Below are 22,930 nucleotides of genomic sequence, written 5' to 3'. Positions count from 1 at the left end.
AGTCGTCTCTACGTCTTTCGGTATGAGCTGGCGAGCGTATATCAGCGCCCTGTTAAAGCATTTGCTACAAATTATAGCATCTACCGAGAGACAGCATTAGTTATCTACTAGCTATCTGGGGAATTTGTTTTTAGTTTTCAGGCTAGTTGATTGCCTTGCTTACGTTTACTATTGTCGCCACCTCAGGCACAATTTTATTCCAGAATCACGCTTTTTTCCATATCTGACTTGGACAGAAATTCTGTCTGTGCCGGATTAGGAAAATACAGTTATAATTCAGCCGCTGGGTGCGCTCGAACAGCACGGCGTCCATTTGCATTTAATTGTAGGTGTGGCAATTAGCGCGGCGGTTACTGGCAAAGCGCTGGCTTCGTTAGATGCAAATATTCCCGCTTATGCTTTGCCAACTCTTTTCTATGGCAATTCGACTGAACACTGGCATTTTTCCGGTACAATTATGCTCAGTGCTTCCAAACTTTTAGCAGTAATTGTCGAAATTGCTGACACTATTTACCGAGGATTATTTCGGAAATTAGTATTAATGAACGCTCGCGGCGGACAGACGCAAGTGATGGAAATTGCGGCGTGGGGCATTCATCAAAATATTAAGTTTTTTCGGTTTTTCCACTGTTTGTTTGGCGCGTTCCGAATGTTGCTGCTGAATTATTGACGGCGAAGGAGTTGGAGTTTGGGATTCACACGGGTGATGCAGAAACGAGTTTGATGTTGTGAATTTTGCCGTCGCAGGTGAAAATGGAACTGGCTGTTACAGAATATCCGAAAAATTTGCCGATCGACAGTTTGCTGAGTATGGAAGGGAATTTGCCTTTTGCTTGGCTGACGCGAGAGTTGACTGAAAGTGGTGTGTTGGGCGATGTGACGGCAGCGGCGAAAGAAAAGGGATCTCGTATTCTCGAATCTCTCTCTGACGGCTGGGCACAAGTTATCAAAGATGTGCACAAATTTCGACAGCGGGGAAGTAATTAAAAATTAAGAATTAAAAATCAGAAATTGTTCTAATCCGTGTCAAAATAAGTCTAAGAAATTTTTTGAGTTGGAAAACTAACGATGAGTGTAAATTCTAATTTGCAGCGCGCATTTGAGCAAGGCCGCGCCCTGAAAATTATCAGCGGTTTAAATAATTTTGATGCCGCGAACGTTGCGGGTGTCGTCAAAGCAGCGGATCTCGGCGGTGCTTCCTTTGTCGATATTGCTGCCGATCGAGATTTGGTATTGATGGCAAAACAATTGACAAATTTGCCGATTTGTGTATCGGCTGTGGAACCGGAAAAGTTTGTGCCTGCGGTAGAAGCTGGCGCTGATTTGATTGAAATTGGCAACTTTGATGCTTTCTACGCAGTAGGCCGCCGCTTTGAAGCTGAGGAAGTTTTGCAGTTGACTCGCGAAACTCGATCGCTATTTCCGAACATCACTCTTTCTGTGACAGTTCCCCACATTTTGGCACTCGACAAACAAGTGCAATTAGCAACAGAATTAGTCAAAGCTGGAGCTAACATCATCCAAACTGAAGGCGGCACCAGCGCCCAGCCAATTCACGCCGGCACTTTGGGATTAATTGAAAAAGCAGCGCCTACTTTAGCCGCAGCCTTTGAAATTTCCCGCGCCGTATCCGTCCCCGTACTCTGCGCTTCCGGCATCTCCAGCGTCACCGCACCCCTCGCTATTGGAGCCGGTGCTGCGGGTATTGGTGTCGGTTCTGCTGTCAGCCAACTTAATAGCGAAGTGGCGATGATTGCGGCTGTTCGCAGTTTGGTTGAAGCTTTGGCTTTGGTTTCGCGATCGCACTTTGCCGCTTCAATTTAATTAAGAAGTTCGGCAACGAATTTAACGGATAGATGTTGAGGGAATAAGTCAAGCGTGAAGATTTTTTTCCCTCTCCTCTTCTCCCTCTCTCTCCCTCTTCCAAGACTTCCTTAATAATTGGCAACCCACACGGCATAATCATCTAATAACTGATTGTTCGGGGAAATCATATCAACTGATTCTAACTCGGATAAAGGCAACATAAACTTTTGGCACTCGCCGACGCGCTGCACTTCCACAAATATGCCTTCTTCCTCAACCCTAAAATCCTCAAACCGATTAATTTTGAATCTATCAGTAGAAGAAGGTTGAGTTTTTTTGAGCCTTGCATATTCTTTTTTACTGCCAGAACCTATCGTATATTCTTCTTCCCATTCAAACTCTTCTATACCGGTAACGTGGCACGGGAGTTGAATATTTTGCTTGATGTATTCTAGATATTTGGCGGAATTTTCAAGGCTGACATCAATATTTTTCGATCCTAAAATTTTCCTAATTTTACTTTCAAATTGCTTGAGACTAAAGGGGATACTTTCATGGAGATGGGCGAACATTTCTGGATCGAACCCCGAGCTAAATTCTGGTACTTCCGCCAGCAGGCGCTGGAAGTCGTTTAGCGGTTTCGGTCTTCTGCCTGCTACAATGGTTTCATCAAGCTGAACTACAGGAAGTTCGGATTGTGAAGGAAGGGATTTGCTTGGATCTGGGCGATCGTCCAATTTAGATTTGTTAACTTTAGACTGGTTAAGTTTAGGCTGGTTAAGTTTAGGCTTGTTAAATTTAGGCATCGCTCGGTCTCGCTATATCGGTTTATCAATAAAGTATATCTTGGCAGAAGTACATTCGTGTCTAATAGGAGGAAGCTGTAATGCAACTACTGAAATCGCCTGATGAATCGGAAGTCTATCAAGGACAATTCGGCGAGTTTACGATTACTCAAAGCGATCGCGCGGGAGTGTTGATTTACCGCGCTGGATTGGGGGTGGCGGCGCTGTGTTTTGCGATCGGCGCTACTCTGGTGCTACAACAGGGCGACAACCCGATTGCAATCCAAGCTGTAACGCCTGTTTTTGCTTGTTTCTGGATAGCTTTAGGCGTCAGCTTGGCAACTATTCACATTTACATGATTGCGCTGCACCGAGCACTACAGGCGTTTTGGGCGATCGGTGGCGCGGCAGCATTGTTTGTGGCGTTACAAAGCAGCCAACCTCTAGCTTTAGCAGTGTACGAACATCCAGCGACGTTGTGGGGAATTGGCTTTACTTTTGCTGCCTTAAATGGCGTTTATTTTAAGGAAGCATTCTGCTTTAACCGCCTAGAAACTAAGTTTTTGACTCCGGGAGTTCCTCTCTTAATTTTAGGACATATTTTTGGCTTTTTGTCAGCCGAAAATGAACAGTTTTTGCTAGCAGTTTGGGCGGCTTTGTTTATCATCTTTGCTGTGCGCAAGTTTTTTCAACCGATGCCACAGGATATCGGGGATAAAAGCGTTTTTGAGTATCTGAAACACCAATAGTATAGAAGAAGGAAGAAGAGCTGACTTCCTTCTTCCTTCAACATCTGTTATATGAATTTTGCAATCCTGCGAAAACTCAAAATCAAAATGAGTCTAATCCGCCGAGAAATGTGGGCAATTACCAGGAAACTTTGGGTAGTTGCTCTGATGGTATTAATAATTGCAATGCTCTTAATTCTCACAAATATCCATCCGTTTTTGGCGGTAAATGCGCCGATTAAAGCAGATATATTGGTTGTCGAAGGCTGGTTGCCCGATTATGCGATCGAAAGTGCGATCGCCGAATTCAAAAAAGGCAAATACCGCCAATTAATTACCACAGGAGTTCCTTTAAGTAAAGGCTACTATCTGGCTGAATATAAAAATTATGCGGAACTGACTGCCGCGACTTGTATTGCGCTAGGATTTGATAAAAACAAAGTAGTAGCTGTACCAGCAGCGAGTGTTGTGAAACACCGCACTGCTGCTTCTGCGATCGCACTTCGCGATTGGCTGGCTGCTTCTACCATAAAAGTTGACTCAATTAATCTTTATTCTTTTGGCCCTCACGCCCGCCGAAGTTGGATTGTTTTCAAAGAAGTGCTGAATCCTGCCATTAAAGTCGGGATTATAGCGGCTGAACCGCAAGATTACAATTCTCAAGAATGGTGGAAATCGAGCGAAGGTTTTCGGACTGTGATCGGAGAAATTATTGCTTATATTTACGCCCGTTTCGTAGATTGGAAAACCTAGCCAGTAATTGTAAACCTCCCTCTTAATTCCCTTCGCGTTCTTAGCGCCTTCGCGGTTCGTAAAAAAATATTTATATAACAGTTTTAAATCTGTGGAAATACAGGACACGGCAGTGCCGTTTTCCTACCCGGGCATCTGTGAAAATACAGGATACGGCAGTGCCATTTCCCTACCCAAGGGATACAGGACACGGCAGTGCCGTTTCCCTACTATATTCAACCGAAGATGATAAAATTATTATCAGATAAGTTGAGGGCAACTCGTTGCTAGAAGAACGCGCTTACTGGTTAGCATGGTCGCAAATTAACGGTATCGGACCGATTTTGTTGCAAAGATTGCATCAAAATTTTAATAGTTTGGCAGAAGCTTGGACGGCAAAACCAGTAGATTTAATGCGAGTCGAAGGGTTTGGCAAGCAGATAATTGAAACAATTTTGCAAGAACGAGCTAAGCTCAATCCAGAAGAATTTATCGAAAAACATATTATAAAAAATCCCTGTTTTTGGACGCCCGCCGATCCAGATTACCCCCGCTTATTATTGGAAATTCCTAATCCGCCGCCGGTGCTGTACTATCGCGGTTTAGTCGATGTAAAAGAGAATCAAGGAATTACGCCGACGGTGGCAATTGTTGGCACTCGCAGCCCTTCGGAATACGGCAGAAGGTGGGCTCGCAAAATTAGTACGGCTTTGGCTAAAAGCGGTTTTACTGTTGTTTCGGGATTGGCGGCTGGCATTGATACAGAGGCTCATACAAGCTGTTTGGAGGCGGGAGGCAGGACTTTGGCTATATTTGGAACTGGGGTCGATATCGTTTATCCTAAGCCAAATGAGAGGTTGTGCGATCGCGTTTTGCAGCAGGGATTGGCAATTAGCGAATATCCAGCGGGTACTCAACCGAATAGAACTAATTTTCCGCGCCGAAATCGCATAATTGCTGGGTTAAGCCGCGCTACAATCGTGATAGAAGCTCCGCACAAATCGGGCGCGTTAATTACTGCTTATCAAGCCAATGATTTTTGCCGGGATGTGTATGTTTTGACGGCAAGATTGGATGACGAGCGTTCTTTTGGGTGTTTGGAATTGCTGAGTAAAGGTGCTCATCCGATTCTGCCAAGTAGCGATCGAATGTTAAGCGAAGACAGGTTATTGGAAATGCTCGGAGCTATGCCAAAATTGGATACAGCCGAGCAGTTGTCGCTCTTTCCTCCAAATCCGACGGTTGAGAAGCAAGGGCCGCCGTTGAAGCCGGAATTGGCTAAGGTGTTAAGTGCGATCGAATCAGGGCCGATTTCTTTTGATACAATTGTGCAAGCAGCGGGATTAGAAGCGGGAACAGTTTCTAGTATACTTTTGCAGTTGGAATTGTTGGGATTAGTTTCGCAGTTACCGGGAATGCGATATCAGCGGTGCTGATGTGAAAGGTAGGATATAACCATCAATAACACGGCAAATCTTGAAACGGCAATGCCATTTCCTTGCCCCCAAATAATTATGATCCCTCCTCGGATGTAAGCATCACCCGATTAATTGTAGGGAAACGGCACTGCCGTGTCCTAATTTCGGGTAACGGGTAAAATAAACCGAATTGGATGATGAAATTGCCCGATTCACCCCCCTCGGATATAACCATAGACAACACGGCCACGAAGGACACGTCAATGCAGTTTCCCTACCCCAAAACGTCCTAGCAAGGGCGAGGGTTCAACGCCCTCGCCCAATCGAATATAACTATCGACAACACTGCCATTTAGGACACGGCTATTCAACAATTGAGGACACGGCATTGCCGTGTCCCTACTCAAATCAATCCGAAATTAACGGCACTGATACTGCTAGCAGAAACTCCGGTCAGAGAAGCTAAAATCTCCCCTGTTTGTGCCAACCGGATTAATGTTGCATCGCTATCTTGGACAATTGCCAATTGCGAGAAACTCAAGCCGTTACCCAATACTAACAAATCTTTACCGACTTCAAAGTCAGTAATCGTATCAGTACCGGAATTGGTAGAGAGTAGGAACTTATCTACTCCCATTCCTCCTATCAAAGTATCAATTCCCAAACCGCCATTGAGTAAATCATCTCCCTTACCTCCGTAAAGAATATCATTACCATCATCGCCATTCAAAATGTCAGCACCGCGACCGGCAAGCAAGGCATCATCACCGCTACTTCCCAGGATTGTATCGCTACCTTTGCCGCCGAAAATAGTGTCATTTCCCAGAACTCCATCGAGGGAATCATTGCCCCTCATCCCCATCAACACATTATTCCCGCTGTCGCCACTCAGGATATCGTCGCCATTTGTACCGAGAATTGCATCCGGGGAATTGCTGCCCAAATCAGCATCGCCGCTGACAACAGGAGTTGCAATCCCAACAGGCAATACTACAGCTTCAATTCTGCTATCCAAAGCAGTACCAGTGTTGTCAGCAACTAGCTGGGAAATAGGTTTATTTCCCGTACCAACTTCTTTGAAGTCTTGAGTTGTTGGGCCCAAGGCTACTTGTTGGAGGCGGGCAAGTGATTCAGGAATTGATGTTCCTGTTGGGTTGGAGACAGCCGCATCAATGCGTTGATTGGCTGTTGCCATTACTGTCGCTGCTTGCGATGTAATTTGGGCGACCTGTTGAGAGTTGAAACTGGGGTCTATTTGCTGGATTTTAGCGGCAGCTTGCTGAATGATTGGTTCTAAGGCTGCGGCATTGCTGAGGTTTAAGACTGTACCGGATTGAATTTGAGCCGTAATTGAACTGACAACAGCTTTGACAATATCGGTATTGACTGCACTGGAAGCACCGTCCATCAAAGCGCTGGTTTGGGTGATGAAGTTTTGGACTTTCACCATTGCGGATAAGACTTGAACTCCGCCCGGTTGATTGTTGTTGGTAGCTAAGATAGGGTCTAAGCTAGTTAGGTCAACTTCAGCGGGGAGAGAAAGGGCGGCTTTGACTAAAGATTGGGCTTCTTCTGGTTCAATTCCTTTGTCGATTAAGTCGGTGACTAAGCTGGTTAGGAGGGTGACTACACTCGCATCAGGTGGTGCGGTGACTGGTGTTTCTAGGGGTAAGCCGGTGGCGGTGTCAATTCCTCCTATGGCTACTAGATTGCCTTCTTCTGGGTCAATTTCTCCGTTTTTGTTGGTGTCGAAAATCTGGAAGGGGATGTTGAGATTGAATTTACCGCCTGTGTCGGTTGTGGTGGATGGTTCGTTGGTATCGAGGACGCCGTTTTTGTTGGCGTCTAGGAAGACAGTTGCACCGGAGATATAACCATCAATCACCCAGGTATCTCCGTTGTTGTTCACTACGTGGATTCTCTGGCTGGCACTTGCACCATAAGGGTCTGTTGCTGTTAACTTGGCGTAGAAGCCGTCCCAGTTGCTTGGGGGAGTTCCGGTGAACTTGATGGTGTTTGTGGCAGAGTTAAACGACAATCCCAGCCAACGGCTGTTCGGATTGCTCTCTAATGAGCTGCCGTCTTTATCATCCAGGATTAGTGTGTAGGTGAGTAGGTCGCCATCCGGGTCTGTGTAGACGTTACGAACGTCTACATTGAGAGCCGTGTACTGACCGCCTAGGTTAATCTGCATTTCTGGAGGACGATTCCCTGGCGGGTAGTTGGGCTCGTTGTCCGCGATCGTCACAGTAGCACTAGAGGACTCGCCTATCTTGCTGTTGTAGTTGCTGATAGGATCTAAGCTGATAAACACGTTTTCGTCGCCTTCTACTAGGCTGTCGTTGTAGACATCCACATCTATGTTGACGCTGCGCTTACCTGCTGGAATGGTGATCATGTTGCTGCCGTACACGTTGAAAGGCAACGCCTGACGGGGTTGGGATGGCTGACGGGACTCGGAGTCGGAAAACAATTCGTAATCTCCATACATACCGATACCGGGTATGGCAGTACCGGGTATAGCAGTGTTGCTTGGAATATCTAATAGATTATCGAACTTGTAGTAGACATTCAGATCATTAGCTAGGTTGCCACCAGTACGGGTAATGGTGAATTTTCCGGGATTCGCGGTCGCGGGTTCATCCCAACGTGTTTCGGCCGCATTGGGATCTGTAGCAGTGATAGTGAGGGTTGGTTTGATATCGGGGGCAACAAAACTTTTTACTTCGGAAAAAGGTGAACCCGCCCAAGCACTGTCGATCGCCTGTACACTCCAGTAATAAGTTTGTCCAGGGATTAAGTTATCTGGTTTTAACAGCCAACCAGGCGAGTAGTAATTGCTGCTGCTGTTGGGGTTGGCTTGATGGACATTTCCCAACTGCACGACTTGCCGAGTCCCATTATCCAGGGACATCGGGCCAACAATGTACTCTTTAATAGGGTCGCCACCGGGAGTGGGATTGGGACGAGTAGTCCAAACTCGCAGATTGTAGCTTAAACCCTGATTTGGAGTTTGAGCGTCGATCCGATTTCCCGATCCTCCGGGCAAACTTAAGATAACTCCTTCCTGAGTAATCTGAGGGGAATTTAAACCTTGAGGTGCAGAGGGTGACGTGTTCGCATTAGGGGTCTGGTTGCGATAGAGTTTGACAACGTTGCGATAGTAGGGGTAATTAGGTGAATCCTCTCTTGTCGTGAGTGCAATATCTAGTCTTCCATCCTTGTCTTCATCTCCCCAAGAAGTTGGGCTGGCAACATTATTAGGTAGCGTTGGATCGTCGATGGGTGTAAAATAGCCAGACTCATCTTGTCGGTAAACTTTGGCGAGACTCTTACCCGAATAATCCCGTTCTGTCAGCAGAATATCCAGCTTGCCATCATTGTCTTCATCTCCCCAAGTACCAAGACCACCATTAGACCCCCATATAGTCTGACGTTCCTGAAAGCTAGTAGTATCCCCATAGCTGTTGTTCTGGAGCACCCTGGTAGGGGCGTACGGCCCACCATTATCATTTAAACGCTGATTTCGGCCTGTAAGCAAGATATCTAGTTTGCCATCGTTGTTTGAGTCTCCCCATGCACCGTAATTAATAGGTTCGTTGGGGTTTTGATATTGCAGCAGTGGATTGCTCTCTTCGGTAAAGCCATTGCCAGTGTTGCGATACAATTTTGCGACGTATGCTGAACCGGTATCGCCTGTCAGCAAGATATCTTGTTGGGCATCATTGTTGTAATCTCCCCAAGCGGCATTGCCAATAACACCGGGCAAGCTAGCCCCAGTCTCCTCCTCAAAGGTAAGGGCGTAGTTAAAGGTACTGCCGTTGTTAAAGCCAGTAAGCTCGTTGCGGAACACTTTGGCGATGTAGCCTGAACTCGTGTCACCTGTGAGTACGAGATCCTTTCTGCCATCGTTGTTGTAGTCTCCCCAAGCTGCGGAACCGTTGAAAATACCAGGCAGCTTTACCCTCGTGTCTAGAGCAAATTTAGTGGGGTCGATCGAGTTTGGGTAATAGGGAAGAGTGCTATCAACCCTTTGGTTCCGGTACAGTCTGGTGATGGGGGTGTAGGGCGAACCGGGGGTGGAGTTGTCTTGTGGAGGAGTATCAACTACCCCTGTGAGCAAGATATCGAGATCACCATCATTGTCGCTGTCTCCCCAGGTAGCAGAAGGTTTGGCATCATGATTCTTCCCATTTTCCTGAATCTCACCTTCGTAAACGGTAGGCAGCCCTATATCAATTGGTTTAAAGCCTTGCTCACGTTCGTTGCTGTACACTTTCGGGGTGTATTGCGATCGGGGAAAAGATTGATAATAGTTGTTTTGTAAACTACCTCCTTCCATCACCAAAAGATCCAAATCGCCGTCATTGTCGTAGTCTCCCCACGCATTAGGGCCGACAAAACCAGGTATCGTCAGAGCGTCGCCCCCATACCGAGCATTTGATCTCGGTATTACGAAGGGAATTTCCTGATATCTCGGTATTGCGCTCGGGAATGGGTTTGTGCCACCTGTTCCTGTAGTGACTGGTGTCGGTGCAACTGGTGTCGGCGGTATTGGATCGACTGCGACTGGTGTCGGTGCAACTGGTGTCGGCGGTACTGGATCGACTGCGACTGGTGTCGGCGGTACTGGTGTCGGCGGTACTGGATCGACTGCGACTGGTGTCGGCGGTACTGGATCGACTGCGACTGGTGTCGGCGGTACTGGTGTCGGCGGTACTGGTGTCGGTGCAACTGGTGTCGGCGGTATTGGATCGACTGCGACTGGTGTCGGCGGTACTGGTGTCGGCGGTACTGGTGTCGGTGCAACTGGTGTCGGCGTCGGCGCTACATCGTTATCCGCGATCGCCACTGTCACGCCCGGAATCGAGATCGCACTATACTTACTATCAGCACTCGCAGCCGTATGAGAAATACTGCCTGTATGATTTCCTTCAACAACCGCATCGTCTGTAGCCGTTACAGTCACTGGTTTCGCGACATTCCAGTTAGTAGAGTCGAAGGTAACATCAGCGATCGCATTAATTTGACTGCCATTGGCGAAACTAACCGTCACAGGTGCCGTGGGCACAGAAGTTAGTTGAACGCTGTAAATGCCTGTTGCACCGCCTTCGGTAGCAGTTGTACTCGTTGTTGAAATACTCACCCCTGCGGTATCGTTGTCAGCAATCGTGGCAGTCACAGGAGAAATTGTCAGCGCATTATACTTGGTATCGGTGCTGGCAGAAGTGTGAGCGATCGTGCCGCCGTGGGTTCCTTGGGCTATGCTGTCATCGATCGCACTAACAGTGACAGTCTGATCCACATTCCAGTTAGTGCTGTCAAAAGTAATTGGGGCGATCGCATTTATTTGATCCCCTGTAGCGAAACTAACCGTCACAGGCGCGATCGGCTGGGATTTTAACTTAACCCTGTACGTGCCATTCGCCAATAATCCTTCGGTAGCAGTTGTACTCGTAGGTGAAATACTCACGCCTGCGGTATCGTTGTCAGCAATTGTGGCAGTCACAGGAGAAATCGTCAGCCCATTATACAAATTATCGGTACTGACAGAAGTGTGACTAATTGTGCCGCTGTGGGTTCCTTGGGCTATGCTGTCCTCGATCGCACTAACAGTCACATTTTGAGCAACATTCCAATTATTTGGGGTGAAAGTCAGAGGTGCGATCGCACTAATTTGACTGCCCGCGTCAAAATTAATCGTAACGTTGGCAGCAGGTGCGGTAGTCAAAACCACGCCGTAGGTAGCCGTTGCACCGCCTTCAGCAATATTTGTACTGCCTGCCGATTGCACGATGGAAACACCGGGACTATCGTTATCAGTAATCGATGCCGTCACATCGGGCATCGCTTTGGCGTTATAACTGGCATCGGTACTGGTAACTGTGTGAGCGATCGTGCCGCTGTGGGTTCCTTGTGCTACATTGTCGTCGATCGCACTAACAGTGACAGTTTGATCGACATTCCAGTTTGTGCTGTCAAAAGTAATCGGTGTGGCGATCGGGCTAATTGCATTGCCAGTATTAAAGCTAATATTAACCGGTGCCGTCGGTTCCGAAGTTAGCTTGACTTTGTAACTGCCAGTTGCGCCGCCTTCTGTAGCAGTGATGTTCGTAGGTGCAATGCTGAAACCGGCAGAGTCATCATTTGTGATGGTAGTTGTAGCAGTTGCAGCAGTAAAGGTAGGTGTCGGCCCCGGTGCAACAGGATTCGACAGCGTAATTTCAACTGTTTCGTCGGGTTCTACTAATCCGTCGCCTACCACATTTAATGTAATAGTTTTAGATGTTTCCGCTACCGCAAAATTTATTGTGCCACTAATACCCGTTGCCCCAGAAGTGCCGCCGATACTGTTGTAATCGCTGACGTTTGTAGCAGTTCCTCCAATTGTATAATTTACGCTACTTGCTACACCAGTGCCGCCGCTGCGAGTCACGGTAAAAGTCAGAGGAGTTGTGCCGTTATTACCTTCGGGAATGCTTGCAATATCGGCTGCGACAGCGTAAGAAACACTACCGTTAGCTGCAATAGTTAGTGTTGTTTGTTTGGTTGTACCTGCAACGCCACCAGTGATTGTGCCAAAGTTGAGGATTGCGGTTTCGGCGTTTTCAGGGAGATTGTCAGGCTTGATAGTAACTGCAACAGTTTTGGTGAGTGCGGTACCTGTTGCACCTGCGGGGAATGTAATCGAGGTAGGCGAAAAGGCGTAGTCGGAATTTTCGGTGGCACTGCTGCTGGGGTCGATGACAATTGGTACAATTACATCGGTGAAGGGAGTGCCACTGATAGTAACGGGAATATTGACTACCGTATCCGCAGTTCCTTCAGTGCCGCTGTAAGTGGCCACACCGAAATTTACCGCCGGCGTTGTATTCAGCAGAATCGAAACGTCGTTAGTCCAATAGTTCGACGTGGCTAGGTCAGGCTTCCCATCCCCATTCAAGTCGGCGGCAGTGACAGTCCAGGGATTTGACCCCAAGCTATAGTTGGCGGCAGGGCTAAAAGTACCCGTGCCTGTCCCCAAAAGAACCGAGAGGTTATTAGCAATAGGGGTCGAGTTGCCAACACCGTTCGCCGTAGCTAAGTCAATTTTGCCGTCTGCGTTAAAGTCACCTACAGTAACGGAACGAGGCCCTGTCCCCACAGCAAAGTTAGTGGTAGCCCCAAAGCCACCTGTGCCATTTCCTAAGAGTACCGATACATTATTAGAGCCTTCGTTGGCTGTGGCTATGTCAGGGTTGGCATCCCCATTAAAATCTTGCACAGCAACAGAATAGGGGTTTGTTCCCACACTAAAACCAGTGGCAGTGCCAAAGCTGCCCGTGCCTGTCCCCAATAGAATCGAGACATTGTTTGAGTTAAAGTTCGCCGTAGCTAGGTCAAGTTTGCCGTCTTTGTTAAAGTCGCCTACAGATACAGACTGGGGTGTTGTCCCGACGATAAAGTTCGTGGCAGGGCCAAAGCTCCCTGTACCTGTCCCTAATAGAATAGAGACATTGTTTGAGTCAATGTTGGCTGTGGCTAGGTCAATCTTGCCATCTCCATTGAAGTCGCCGGACGTAACTGACCAAGGACTCGACCCGACGTTAAAGTTGGTAGCAGTACCAAAACTGCCTGTCCCTGTTCCTAACAAAATTGAGACGTTACTACTCCCCCAGTTGGCAACGGCTAGGTCAAGCTTGGTGTCTCCATTAAAGTCTGCCACCGTGACAGCAAAGCCATATAGTCCCACAGGAAAATTAGTGGGAGCACTAAAGCTGCCTGTACCTGTCCCTAGTAGGATAGAAACGTTGTTATTGCCACGATTCGGCACGGCTAAGTCAGGCTTGGTGTCGCCGTTGAAGTCTCCTACGCCGACGAATTGCGGTAGATTCCCCGCGCCAAAATTAGTTGCCGCACCAAAAGTATTCAAAACATACTCGTAACCCGCTAATACTTCGGGTTCAAATACCAGCGGTGTTTCTATTTTCCCGGTTCTCACTTCCAGTTCCCAGTCGCCGCCCTTTGCTACACTTCCCGTGAGGTTTTGGGAAGCCGCAACACTAGCCCCGGTTAACTCACTCAACCGTTTGACAAATGCTTTTCCTGTCTCGCCTGCTGCTACACAGCACCCGTACAGCAGGATATTAGGTCGATTTTTGCCCCGTGAGTCGGTTTGTGGCGAAAACCACTGCTGTAGAGAATCCCGATCGCACTCTATATCATCTAAACTCAAGCTACCGTCGCCCAATTGCAAGCTACCCGGAGTACCGTGAGAAACAATGTGAATGCTGTCAATATTGCTGCGATCGCCTAAAATATCAGTAATTTGGTCGATCGCATCCCGGTTCCCATCCAAAACCACTACTTCCGTACCCGGTTTTACCCCGGCAATCAAACTTTGATAATTTTCAACTTGAGGATCGATAAAGGCGATCGCACTTCCTGAAACTTGATAGTTTAAATTTGGCATAATACACCTATTGATAGCTAAAAAAAGACAATAATTTCCCTGTTTCGCGACTTGCGTCCGAAACATTCCTGAAGGTTGTAGTAACCATAACTGTTTTTTATGAAAATCTATATAAACTTTTCTTTATAAACACTTTTTTAATTAAAGTTTTGATAAAGATGGGGAATTTTATTAAGTAATATTACGGATGAGCCAGCGCGAGGTGGATGACATAACACAAAAACACTTCAATAGCAAGTGTGATGATACTGAAATATTAAGAGCGGGATTTTTGATAGATATCTGCGATCGGGTTCCGCCGGGGTTGAAACCCCTGGGGGACTTTCGGGCAAGGGTGGGGGCGGGTTTACGAGATAATTGGTATTAGGCAATTATTTAGGGTAAAACCCGCCCCTAAAACTTATTCGTTACAATCTTTAGGGGCGATTCCCTACGGGATAGCTTCGCTTCACGCACTTACTTCAAACTCGCATCTATCCCTGCTAAAATCTCCTCAGCTTCCCTGCAAATAGCAGCGTGACAGCAACCGTTACTCGCCAACAATCCCCCCCATTGACTGACATCTCCGCGGTTATATTGCAAAGCAGAACCGTCAAAACGAGTAAATCGGCCGCCCGCTTCAGTCAAAATTAATTCCGGTGCCGCTAAATCCCAATCTTTGGGCGCAGACTTTCCCGAAAGCGCAATATAAACATCAGCCTTTTGTTCAACAATTGTCGCAATTTTACAGCCGATACTACCGACAGCTATTTGATTTTGACAAGGCAGTTTTTGCAATAATTGATTAAAGCGATCGCCCCGGTGACTGCGGCTGGTTACTATAGATAAATCTGCCACTATATTTCGCGCCGAAACCTGCAATTTGACCGCAGAACCGTCCCGATTTTCCATAAAAGCACCCGCATCGCGGATTGCGTAATAAATCTTTTGCTGTTGGGGCCAAGCCACAACTGCTAATACCGGTCTTCCCTCAAACGCTAAAGCAATGTGAACGGCAAATTCCCCTGTCCTGTCAATAAAATCTCGCGTTCCATCCAAAGGGTCAATAATCCAAACCCAACTTTGAGGTAAGGGAATTTGACCGTTTTTTTCTAAATAAGATTTGTAAGTTTCTTCGCTGAGATAGCCAAATTCTGCATTCCCTAAAGCCGATTGCAATTCGTCGAGAATGTAAGAGTTGACAGCGACATCGGCGGCGGTGACGGGGCCATCTTTTTTCTCTTGGATGTCGAGGTTAGGAGTGTTGCAATCCTGCCGATAATAGGATTGTAGGATATCTGATGCACTCCAGGCGATCGATCGGGCAATTTCGCTGATTTCTTCGAGAGTTTTCATGAATTTCTTTTTTTTGAACCGCAGATAAACGCCGATTAACGCAGATTTCTGTAGGGGCGGTGCCCCCGTGCCCGCCCCTGGGAACCATACATTAGCAATTACCAATTAATATGAGGATATTTCCATTCATAATAATTGGGAAACACAAAATTAGTAAACGAAACCGAAATACTAACTTCCAAGGATTTTACATGGTGCCACCAACCGACAGGAATAAAGATAGCCTCTCCCGGTTCCAAAATCACTTCAATAATTTTTGCATCTCTGTAAAGCGGGTATTTGTCATAATCGGGATTTTCGCCGTCAACTTTGCTGAAAACGCCGACGTGATTGTAAAGCAGAGGTGTTTGCTGCGGAGAAATCAATTTAATTAGTTTGCGACCCGACACTTGCGCTAAAATTAAATTAACTGGGTCGTGGTGGAGTGGCGTAATCGTACCTTTCGGCCCGAACCAAAAGAAAACTCTGCCTTTTGTATCCGTTGGATTTAGGTATTCTGGGAAAATTTCAATGTCGTTGAATAGCGGTTTAAATTCCTCTCTTTCCAGAGTTTGGTTGTTAGCAACCATGTAGTAGTCGTTGCTAGGCCCGCCCTTGACCACCATCTCTACATATTTGCGGAACAAAACAATTTTTTTGTGATTTTCTATCTTTATTTCGTAATTAGGGTCGGAGTTGCGGTTGGCTTGAATTTGGACCTCTGCATCGCCGTATTTTTGCTGTAAATACTCCGGCGTCCACAACTGCAACGCTTTCCAGTTGTGCATGATATTGGTAATAATTACTGGAGTATTTTTGGCGTAGTAATTTTCGAGAAAATACTCTCTCGAAAGGCTGCTTTTGCGTTCGATTGTGCCAAACTTGGAAGACAATGCAGCTAATTGATTGTTAATCCTGAGATGCGATTCTAATTTCTGCAATAACTGCACGTAATGGCTGCCTGCTTGGAAGTAGGGATGAGATGATATTTCCCTAACTTCTGCGGTGGCTGTTTCCGCATCTATGCCGGTATTTATTAGCGCTTGAATGATTTCTGCGTCGGGTTGATTTAATAATTTGTTCGCCGCCACCCACTGTTTCATATTGTCGGGGACTTCTTGTTTGCTTGGCGTGAGTAGATTGGGCAAGTTTTGTGTCAGCCATTCTAGGTTAACTTGCTGTTGTTCTGTTAGGGTAATCCGCAAAGGGGGAAGGGTAATACTTAGAGGTTGAGTGTCAGACATGATTCGGGTATGTTGTTTTGGGAGTGTTTTGTGTGACTTTAACTTGTCTTACTAATATAGCAATTTTGTTAACGAACCGCGACGGCGCTAAGGGCGCGAAGGAAGAGAAGAGAGAAGTTCACAAATTTTGTCGAGGTTGCTGTCAGAATTTTAACTCAACAAGTGTTGCCAGTTCAAGTTTTCTAGCTTTGAGCGGTTTTAACCGGATAGTTTGGTTAATTTTAATTTAAAATTAACCCTTATTCATCCAGGCGCGGGTTCCGAAGTTTTTGCAGGAATCGGAAGCGATTTTAGCTGCGGCGTTGAGAGTATCTGTAAAGTTATTTTGCAGAATGTAGTGACAGAAAGCCCCGTGAAAAATATCGCCAGCGCCTAAAGTGTCTGTGGCTTGAATTTGAGGTGTTTCTATATGACCGTAAGTCCCATTGCTGAGGTATAAAATTGATTTTTCGCCGCGAGTGATGGCAATATGGGAAATTCCGGCTGCTGATAGGTAAGCAAAAACTTGTTCTGAATTTTCGCACTCTGGTGGATGAAAGTTATCCGAACATACCGCCCATTCTATAAAAGGCAATATTTCCTCTAATCCGGGTTTCCAACTGCCGCCGTCGAGGACAATGGGAATGTTTTTTGACTTGGCAAGTTGAGCAATTTCTTGGCAGGCTGCGATTTGATGTCCGTCGAGCAGTACAATACTAACTGATGTTAAAATATCCTGGTTAATTGTTTGACTGTCAACTTGCGATTTCGTAGCATTGATGGAAATTACCGATCGATCGCCCGTTGCTTCAGTTACAATAATCGAGGAAACTGGCGGCGAGTGCGATCGCCCTGGCTCCAAATCAATTATCCTGACATTATACTCCGCTAAGTCTGCACGAATTAATTGGGCGATCGCGTGAGTGCCCAAAACCCCAGCCCATACCGCCGCATTCCCCAAATAGCTAAAAGTCACCGCAGCATTCGCCGCCGGCCCGCCCGCAGCAATGGTACAATCAGAAGCAACAACTTTCTGATTTTCACCCGGAGGCTTCTGGGCCAAATAAACTAAATCTAAAGTCGCCAATCCCAAAAACAATCCCGTTTTCATATCTTCTTAAATATGTGGCATGGGCGGGACGCCCGTGCTTTATCTGCGGTTAAAAAATCCAAATCTTAAAATGCAAGCAAATCCCAATACAGGAACACTTTACATCGTAGGAACCCCGATCGGCAACCTCGAAGACATGACATTTCGCGCCATCCGAATTTTGCAAACAGTAGACTTCATCGCGGCCGAGGATACCCGCCATACAGGCAAACTTTTGCACCATTTTCAAATCAAAACTCCCCAAATCAGCTATCACGAACACAACCAACACCAGCGACTCCCCGAACTCCTCGACAAACTGCATTTAGGCAAAGATATCGCCCTCGTCACAGATGCCGGAATGCCCGGGATTTCTGACCCCGGTTCCGAGTTGGTCAAAGCTTGCGCCGATGCTAATATTAACATTATTCCGATTCCCGGCCCGACCGCCTGCATTGTTGGGATAACTGCATCAGGATTACCCACAGAGAAATTTGTATTTGAAGGTTTCTTACCCGTGAAAGGTCAAGAACGCCAACAGAGTTTAGAAGCTTTGCAAATAGAATCCCGCACTATAATATTATACGAATCTCCCCACCGATTGCGACAAACTTTACAAGATTTAGTAAATAGTTTGGGAAGCGACAGACAGATTGTGCTGGCGAGAGAGTTAACTAAAATGCACGAAGAGTTTTGGCGTGGTAGTATGGAAAGTGCGATCGAACTTTACACCAATCGCGAACCCCAGGGAGAATTTACCCTCGTAATTGCCGGTATCCAAACAGCCGCACCAATATTTTCTGAAGACGCCATTAAAGCAGAATTGCAAACATTAATTGCAGAAGGCATAACTCGTTCCCAAGCCAGCCGCCAACTCGCACAACAAACATCCCTCCCCCGCCGCCAAATATACCAACTAGCCCTCACAATTGGCGACAATGAATCGCTAGAAGAACCCGTGGATGAGTTGTGAATATCTCTCTTCTCCTCTGCGGCCTCTGCGGTTCATTCAAAAAAATCTAGTTCACACAATAAATAACATTGCTATACAATAATACCAAAAAACTTCTATGGTACGCGGAAACTACGATCGACAAAAGCCATATTTGCGCAACCCCCACATCAACAAACCTATCGCCGAAATCTATGCAGACTTAGACGCCTTTAGCTGGGAGATATTTGAAGACCAACCCCACCGCTTCGATACCGTCAGTTTCTACGTCTTGCTTCCTCCACTGTTTTACGAAGGGCGTTTCATTAAAGGAATTTATTTCAGCGAAGCAGTCGAACTCATCAACAAACTATTTCCCCAACTTTCCTCAGTATTTTTATCCTTCACCTATTCCCCCGGCACATCCTATTCCTGGGCACCGGTAGCCGACGCTTACTCCAGTTTATACAAAAACCCGCAGCGAGATAAGTGGTTTCGCGAAACTTATCCCGATCGCGCCCACAAACCAATCATACCCCTACAAGACACCGACTTCATCAACGAATACTTAATTTCCCCCCGAAACGTCCCCGCAAAAGACATCGACCTCCTCGCCGTCGCCCGAATTTCCGAAGAAAAAAATTTGCCAATTATTGCCAAAGCCTTAAAAGTTTACCGCCAAAAATATCCGCAAAAACCCATAAAATTAACAGTAGTCAGCGGCCACGAATTTGATGCTAGCAACCTGAATACTCTCGACGAGTACGCATTAAAAGAATGGCGACAAGTGGAGGCAATTTTAGGCAATCCCTCCGACTACATTAACTTAGTGCCGAGAGTTGATTACTACAGCGAAATCCCCACATATTATTCGCGAGCACAAGCATTCGTCCTCGGTTCCCTCCTCGAAGGAAAAAACCGGGGAATTACCGAAGCCATGAGTTGCAACGTACCAGTAATTTGTTTTGAAGAATTCAACCAATACGCCAGAGGAAACTCGCCTGTTTTCCCCGAAGGTGCCGGTCTTTACGCCAAATTTGACCCGGAATCTCTCGCAGATACTATATATACAGTATTGGAACATCAAACAGAATTCAAACCGCGATATCAGTATTTAAAGCATTGCGGGCGGAAAAACTTTTTCAATACTTGTATAGACAGTTTTCCTTACTATCAGCACAACATTCCCGACTACAAGCCCGGAGATGCGATTAACAATTTGTGGCTAGATTTAGCAGTTCAACAAAATTATCAAGTTAGTTTGAACAGCTTTTTGTACGGAGGTTCTCCCTTGTCTCATATTCGCGGAACAAATGCGATTCAGCACAATCTCGGCGAGTTAACAAAATTTATAGCTGAGTAAGATACCCACAGTAGGGACACGGCATTGCCGTGTCCCTACGGGGATATGCCGCACCAAAGCCGATCGCAATTGTCTAAAACCGCATAAATTAGTAATTTACGATACAGTAAAAACCGCAATTTTGGTATTATAAAAGATAGTGAGTTTCACAACTAGGGCAGACCGGAAACAATAGTTATTTAACTGTTATCAATTCTGGAAATAAGATGTCATTCAGCAGGAGAAACACATAATGCACGACTTGAAAGTTGTCATCATCGGTGCGGGAATTGGCGGCTTAACTGCGGGCATAGCCCTCGAACAAGCGGGCTATCAAGTTGAAATTTACGATCGCGTTAAAGAACTGCGCCCCGCAGGAGCCGGAATATCTTTGTGGTCGAACGGGGTCAAAGTTCTCAACCGACTCGGTTTAGGCGAAAAGATGGCAAAAATTGGCGGGCAAATGGAGCGCATGGAATACCGCACCAAAACCGGCGAACTCCTGAATGACATCGATTTAATGCCGCTAATTCAACAAGTCGGTCAGCGCCCCTATCCCGTTGCCCGCCGAGATTTGCAAAATATGTTGCTAGCAGGATTTAAGGGAGAAGTCAAGCTCGATCGCCAGTGTATTTCTGTAGAAGAAGACGAAAGCGGAGTAACAGCAATCTTTGAAAATGGAGACAAAGCGCGGGGCGATTTGTTAGTGGCGGCTGACGGCGTGCGATCGATTTTGCGTACATATATATTGGGCCGCGAAGTAGAGCCGAAATACGGCGGCTATATCAACTGGAACGGGTTAGTTCCGGCAGATGAAGAACTCGCGCCGAAAAACACTTGGGCGATATATGTCGGCGATCACAAACGGGCGTCAATGATGCCGGTAGCGGGCGATCGATTGTACTTTTTCTTAGATGTTCCCTTGCCCAAAGGCACTCCCGCCAATCCCGACAATTACAAAGCGGAACTTAAAGAACACTTTCAAGGCTGGGCCGAACCCGTGCAATTGCTGATAGACAGGTTCGATCCCGCAGCAGTGGCGCGGCCGGAAATTCACGACGTAGGGCCGATCGACCGCTTCGTTCGCGGTAAAGTTGCTTTGCTGGGAGATTCCGCCCACGCCACCTGCCCGGATCTCGGACAAGGCGGCTGTCAGGCGATGGAAGATGCGCTGGTACTTAGCAACTACCTTTTGAGTACGAATTTGGGCGTAGAATACGCGCTAAAACGTTACGAAACCGAGCGCAAACAGCGGGCCAATGCAGTTGTAGAAAAAGCCCGACAGCGCGCAGAACAAATACACGGCAAAGATCCGCAGGTAACAAAACAGTGGTACGAACAATTGGCTGATGAACGGCCAACTGATGTCACCGATGCGATCGCCAAAGTCATCGCGGCCGGCCCGTTACACTAATAGAAACAGATAATTGCCAGGACACAGCAGCGCTGTGTCCCTACGGATACCGGGTTCATTTAAATGCAGCGCGCAAAATAGATCGAACACTAACATTTAACCTTGCAAAAATGTCAGGCAAACTTACTACTCACGTTCTCGATACAGCCCGCGGCTGTGCGGCAGCAAATATGTCGATCGCCCTGCAATCTATTGACCCAAACTCCGGCGAAAAAACCCTGCTGAAAACAGTAACAACTAATGCTGACGGTCGCACCGCAGTTCCGTTACTATCAGAAAGCGAACTCAAACCGGGAGTTTACGAATTAGTCTTTTCCGTTGGCGAATACTTCGCACAGTGCGCCGAAACTTTGCCAGAACCGCCGTTTTTAAACAGCGTTCCGATTCAGTTCGGCATCGCCGATTCCACCGCACACTATCACGTACCTTTGCTAGTTTCCCCTTGGTCCTACAGCACTTATAGAGGTAGCTGAATAAAATTTAGTTGTCAGTTGCGGTGCCTGATCGCGCAGTCGAAGGGTGATTCGATTTTAGATTTTAGATTTTGGATTTTGGATTGACCCCACGGATAAATTGGGGGGCTTGAGGATTTTAGATTTGAGATTTTGGATTGATTCCACGGATAAATCACGTGGCGGGTACCATCAAGAAATTCTTGATCAGTTTATAGTCAATACGATGACTCCGATTAACGATTCGACTTCTCAAATGGTGCAATTTTGCCTCCGCAACGATACGGAAGCCGATGCCAAAACGATCGATATTATTGCCTTAGATCGCGCCGTTACATTAGTAGAAGATTATTTACTTATTCCCCCTTCTTCCTCTTCCTTCGTACCCTTTGCGTCTTCGCGGTTCAATAAAAATAATTCCTCCGATACCAAAAGAATAAAACAAACCTAATTAAAATTAATCAACCCAATTCAAAATGCCATACTCTTTAGTTCAACTCAACCAAATCAGCCAGGAAGAATTTACACAAGCCCTGGGCGAGATTTTTGAACACACACCCGCCATCGCCCGCCGCACTTGGGACGATCGCCCTTTTGCCTCCACAGCCGATTTGCACGCCAAAATGGTAACAGTTGTCAGCGCCATGACTGATGCCGAAAAATTAGCTTTGATTCAAGCGCATCCCGACTTAGGAAGCAAAGCAAAAATGGCGGAAGCATCAGTTAGCGAACAGACAGGTGTAGGTTTAGATCGGCTATCTGTTGAGGAGTTCGATCGCTTTCAATTCCTGAATCGATCGTACCGCGAAAAGTTTGATTTCCCATTCATTGTGGCGGTGAAAAAACACACTAAAACCAGCATTATCGAAGCATTTAAACAGCGCCTCGATAATTCCTTTGAAACTGAAATGCAGCAGGCTTTAGCTGAAATTTGCGAGATTGCCCGCTTTCGGATCGAGTCGGCAATCCGAAATTAATCGGGCGGGCAGGATGCCCACCCCACAAGAAAATTCAATTTTTGTGGAACAAGCATCTTGCCTGTTGCGGGCGGGCAGGATGCCCACCCCACAAGAAAATTCAATTTTTGTGGAACAAGCATCTTGCCTGTTGCGGGCGGGCAGGATGCCCACCCCACAAGAAAATTCAATTTTTGCCCCCATGCCTAAGTCAATATCACCCGATCGGGTGATACTTCCCGCCCAAAAAGTTCTATAATAGTATCATAAGGCACAGAAAAAGATTC

The 22,930-nt window shown here is 46.6% G+C and carries 16 protein-coding genes and 1 pseudogene; 12 read left to right on the top strand and 5 right to left on the bottom strand.

From position 1 onward, the window contains the following. Positions 1-196 precede the first annotated feature (196 nt). Together QUA54_RS12670 and QUA54_RS12665 are read left to right on the top strand one after the other, a co-directional pair. A pseudogene (locus tag QUA54_RS12670) lies at positions 197-987 on the top strand (creatininase family protein). An 81-nt stretch (positions 988-1,068) separates the two neighbouring features. After that, positions 1,069-1,824, top strand: a complete 756-nt coding sequence (locus QUA54_RS12665; RefSeq protein ID WP_333414909.1) for a DUF561 domain-containing protein — start codon at positions 1,069-1,071, stop codon at positions 1,822-1,824. 110 nt (positions 1,825-1,934) lie between these two features. Here QUA54_RS12665 and QUA54_RS12660 read toward each other — a convergent pair whose 3' ends face one another. After that, positions 1,935-2,612: a hypothetical protein gene (locus QUA54_RS12660; RefSeq protein ID WP_333414908.1), complete on the bottom strand. Its 678-nt coding sequence runs from the start codon at positions 2,610-2,612 to the stop codon at positions 1,935-1,937. 80 nt (positions 2,613-2,692) lie between these two features. Between QUA54_RS12660 and QUA54_RS12655 the strand changes: the two genes are divergently transcribed. The 3 genes from QUA54_RS12655 (at position 2,693) to dprA (ending at position 5,487) form a co-directional block, all read left to right on the top strand. After that, positions 2,693-3,340 carry a DUF2301 domain-containing membrane protein gene (locus tag QUA54_RS12655; RefSeq protein ID WP_172192465.1) on the top strand — a complete coding sequence of 216 codons (648 nt, stop codon included), beginning with the start codon at positions 2,693-2,695 and terminating at the stop codon, positions 3,338-3,340. A gap of 51 nt (positions 3,341-3,391) precedes the next feature. Next, the gene (locus QUA54_RS12650) at positions 3,392-4,072 is read left to right on the top strand and encodes a YdcF family protein (protein WP_333414907.1); all 681 of its coding nucleotides are present in this window, start codon (positions 3,392-3,394) and stop codon (positions 4,070-4,072) included. A 263-nt stretch (positions 4,073-4,335) separates the two neighbouring features. Then, the gene (gene dprA, locus QUA54_RS12645; protein WP_333414906.1) at positions 4,336-5,487 is read left to right on the top strand and encodes a DNA-processing protein DprA; all 1,152 of its coding nucleotides are present in this window, start codon (positions 4,336-4,338) and stop codon (positions 5,485-5,487) included. 385 nt (positions 5,488-5,872) lie between these two features. Here dprA and QUA54_RS12640 read toward each other — a convergent pair whose 3' ends face one another. From QUA54_RS12640 to QUA54_RS12625, 4 genes are all read right to left on the bottom strand, one after another. Further along, positions 5,873-13,921, bottom strand: coding sequence for an FG-GAP-like repeat-containing protein (locus QUA54_RS12640; RefSeq protein WP_333414905.1), 8,049 nt, complete (start codon positions 13,919-13,921; stop codon positions 5,873-5,875). 456 nt (positions 13,922-14,377) lie between these two features. After that, the gene (locus QUA54_RS12635) at positions 14,378-15,256 is read right to left on the bottom strand and encodes an inositol monophosphatase family protein (protein ID WP_333414904.1); all 879 of its coding nucleotides are present in this window, start codon (positions 15,254-15,256) and stop codon (positions 14,378-14,380) included. Positions 15,257-15,354: 98 nt separating this feature from the next. Next, entirely contained in the window at positions 15,355-16,479 is a 1,125-nt protein-coding gene (locus QUA54_RS12630; RefSeq protein ID WP_333201129.1) for a cupin-like domain-containing protein, read from the bottom strand. Between the two features lie 232 nt (positions 16,480-16,711). Beyond that, complete coding sequence (locus tag QUA54_RS12625) at positions 16,712-17,569, bottom strand: PfkB family carbohydrate kinase (RefSeq protein ID WP_333414903.1); 858 nt, start codon at positions 17,567-17,569, stop codon at positions 16,712-16,714. Between the two features lie 70 nt (positions 17,570-17,639). On the opposite strand from QUA54_RS12625, the gene rsmI reads away from it, so the two are divergent. From rsmI to QUA54_RS12590, 7 genes are all read left to right on the top strand, one after another. Next, positions 17,640-18,521 (top strand): 16S rRNA (cytidine(1402)-2'-O)-methyltransferase, encoded by an 882-nt coding sequence (rsmI, locus tag QUA54_RS12620; RefSeq protein WP_333414902.1) that lies wholly within the window; start codon positions 17,640-17,642, stop codon positions 18,519-18,521. A 97-nt stretch (positions 18,522-18,618) separates the two neighbouring features. Further along, a complete protein-coding gene (locus tag QUA54_RS12615) occupies positions 18,619-19,842 on the top strand; it encodes a glycosyltransferase (protein ID WP_333414901.1) in 1,224 nt (407 codons plus the stop codon). A gap of 232 nt (positions 19,843-20,074) precedes the next feature. Then, complete coding sequence (gene hpxO / locus QUA54_RS12610) at positions 20,075-21,235, top strand: FAD-dependent urate hydroxylase HpxO (protein ID WP_333414900.1); 1,161 nt, start codon at positions 20,075-20,077, stop codon at positions 21,233-21,235. Between the two features lie 110 nt (positions 21,236-21,345). Further along, a complete protein-coding gene (gene uraH / locus QUA54_RS12605) occupies positions 21,346-21,708 on the top strand; it encodes a hydroxyisourate hydrolase (protein WP_172186179.1) in 363 nt (120 codons plus the stop codon). Positions 21,709-21,913: 205 nt separating this feature from the next. Further along, positions 21,914-22,138 (top strand): hypothetical protein, encoded by a 225-nt coding sequence (locus QUA54_RS12600; protein ID WP_246276640.1) that lies wholly within the window; start codon positions 21,914-21,916, stop codon positions 22,136-22,138. A 25-nt stretch (positions 22,139-22,163) separates the two neighbouring features. After that, the gene (gene uraD / locus QUA54_RS12595; RefSeq protein ID WP_333414899.1) at positions 22,164-22,664 is read left to right on the top strand and encodes a 2-oxo-4-hydroxy-4-carboxy-5-ureidoimidazoline decarboxylase; all 501 of its coding nucleotides are present in this window, start codon (positions 22,164-22,166) and stop codon (positions 22,662-22,664) included. A 13-nt stretch (positions 22,665-22,677) separates the two neighbouring features. Further along, positions 22,678-22,902, top strand: coding sequence for a hypothetical protein (locus QUA54_RS12590; RefSeq protein WP_333414898.1), 225 nt, complete (start codon positions 22,678-22,680; stop codon positions 22,900-22,902). Positions 22,903-22,930 lie beyond the last annotated feature (28 nt).

This window comes from Microcoleus sp. MOSTC5 (genome assembly GCF_036701825.1).
Lineage (GTDB): Bacteria > Cyanobacteriota > Cyanobacteriia > Cyanobacteriales > Microcoleaceae > Microcoleus > Microcoleus asticus.
Note: the sequence above shows the minus strand (reverse complement) of the source record. Positions and strands in the feature narration are given on the sequence as shown.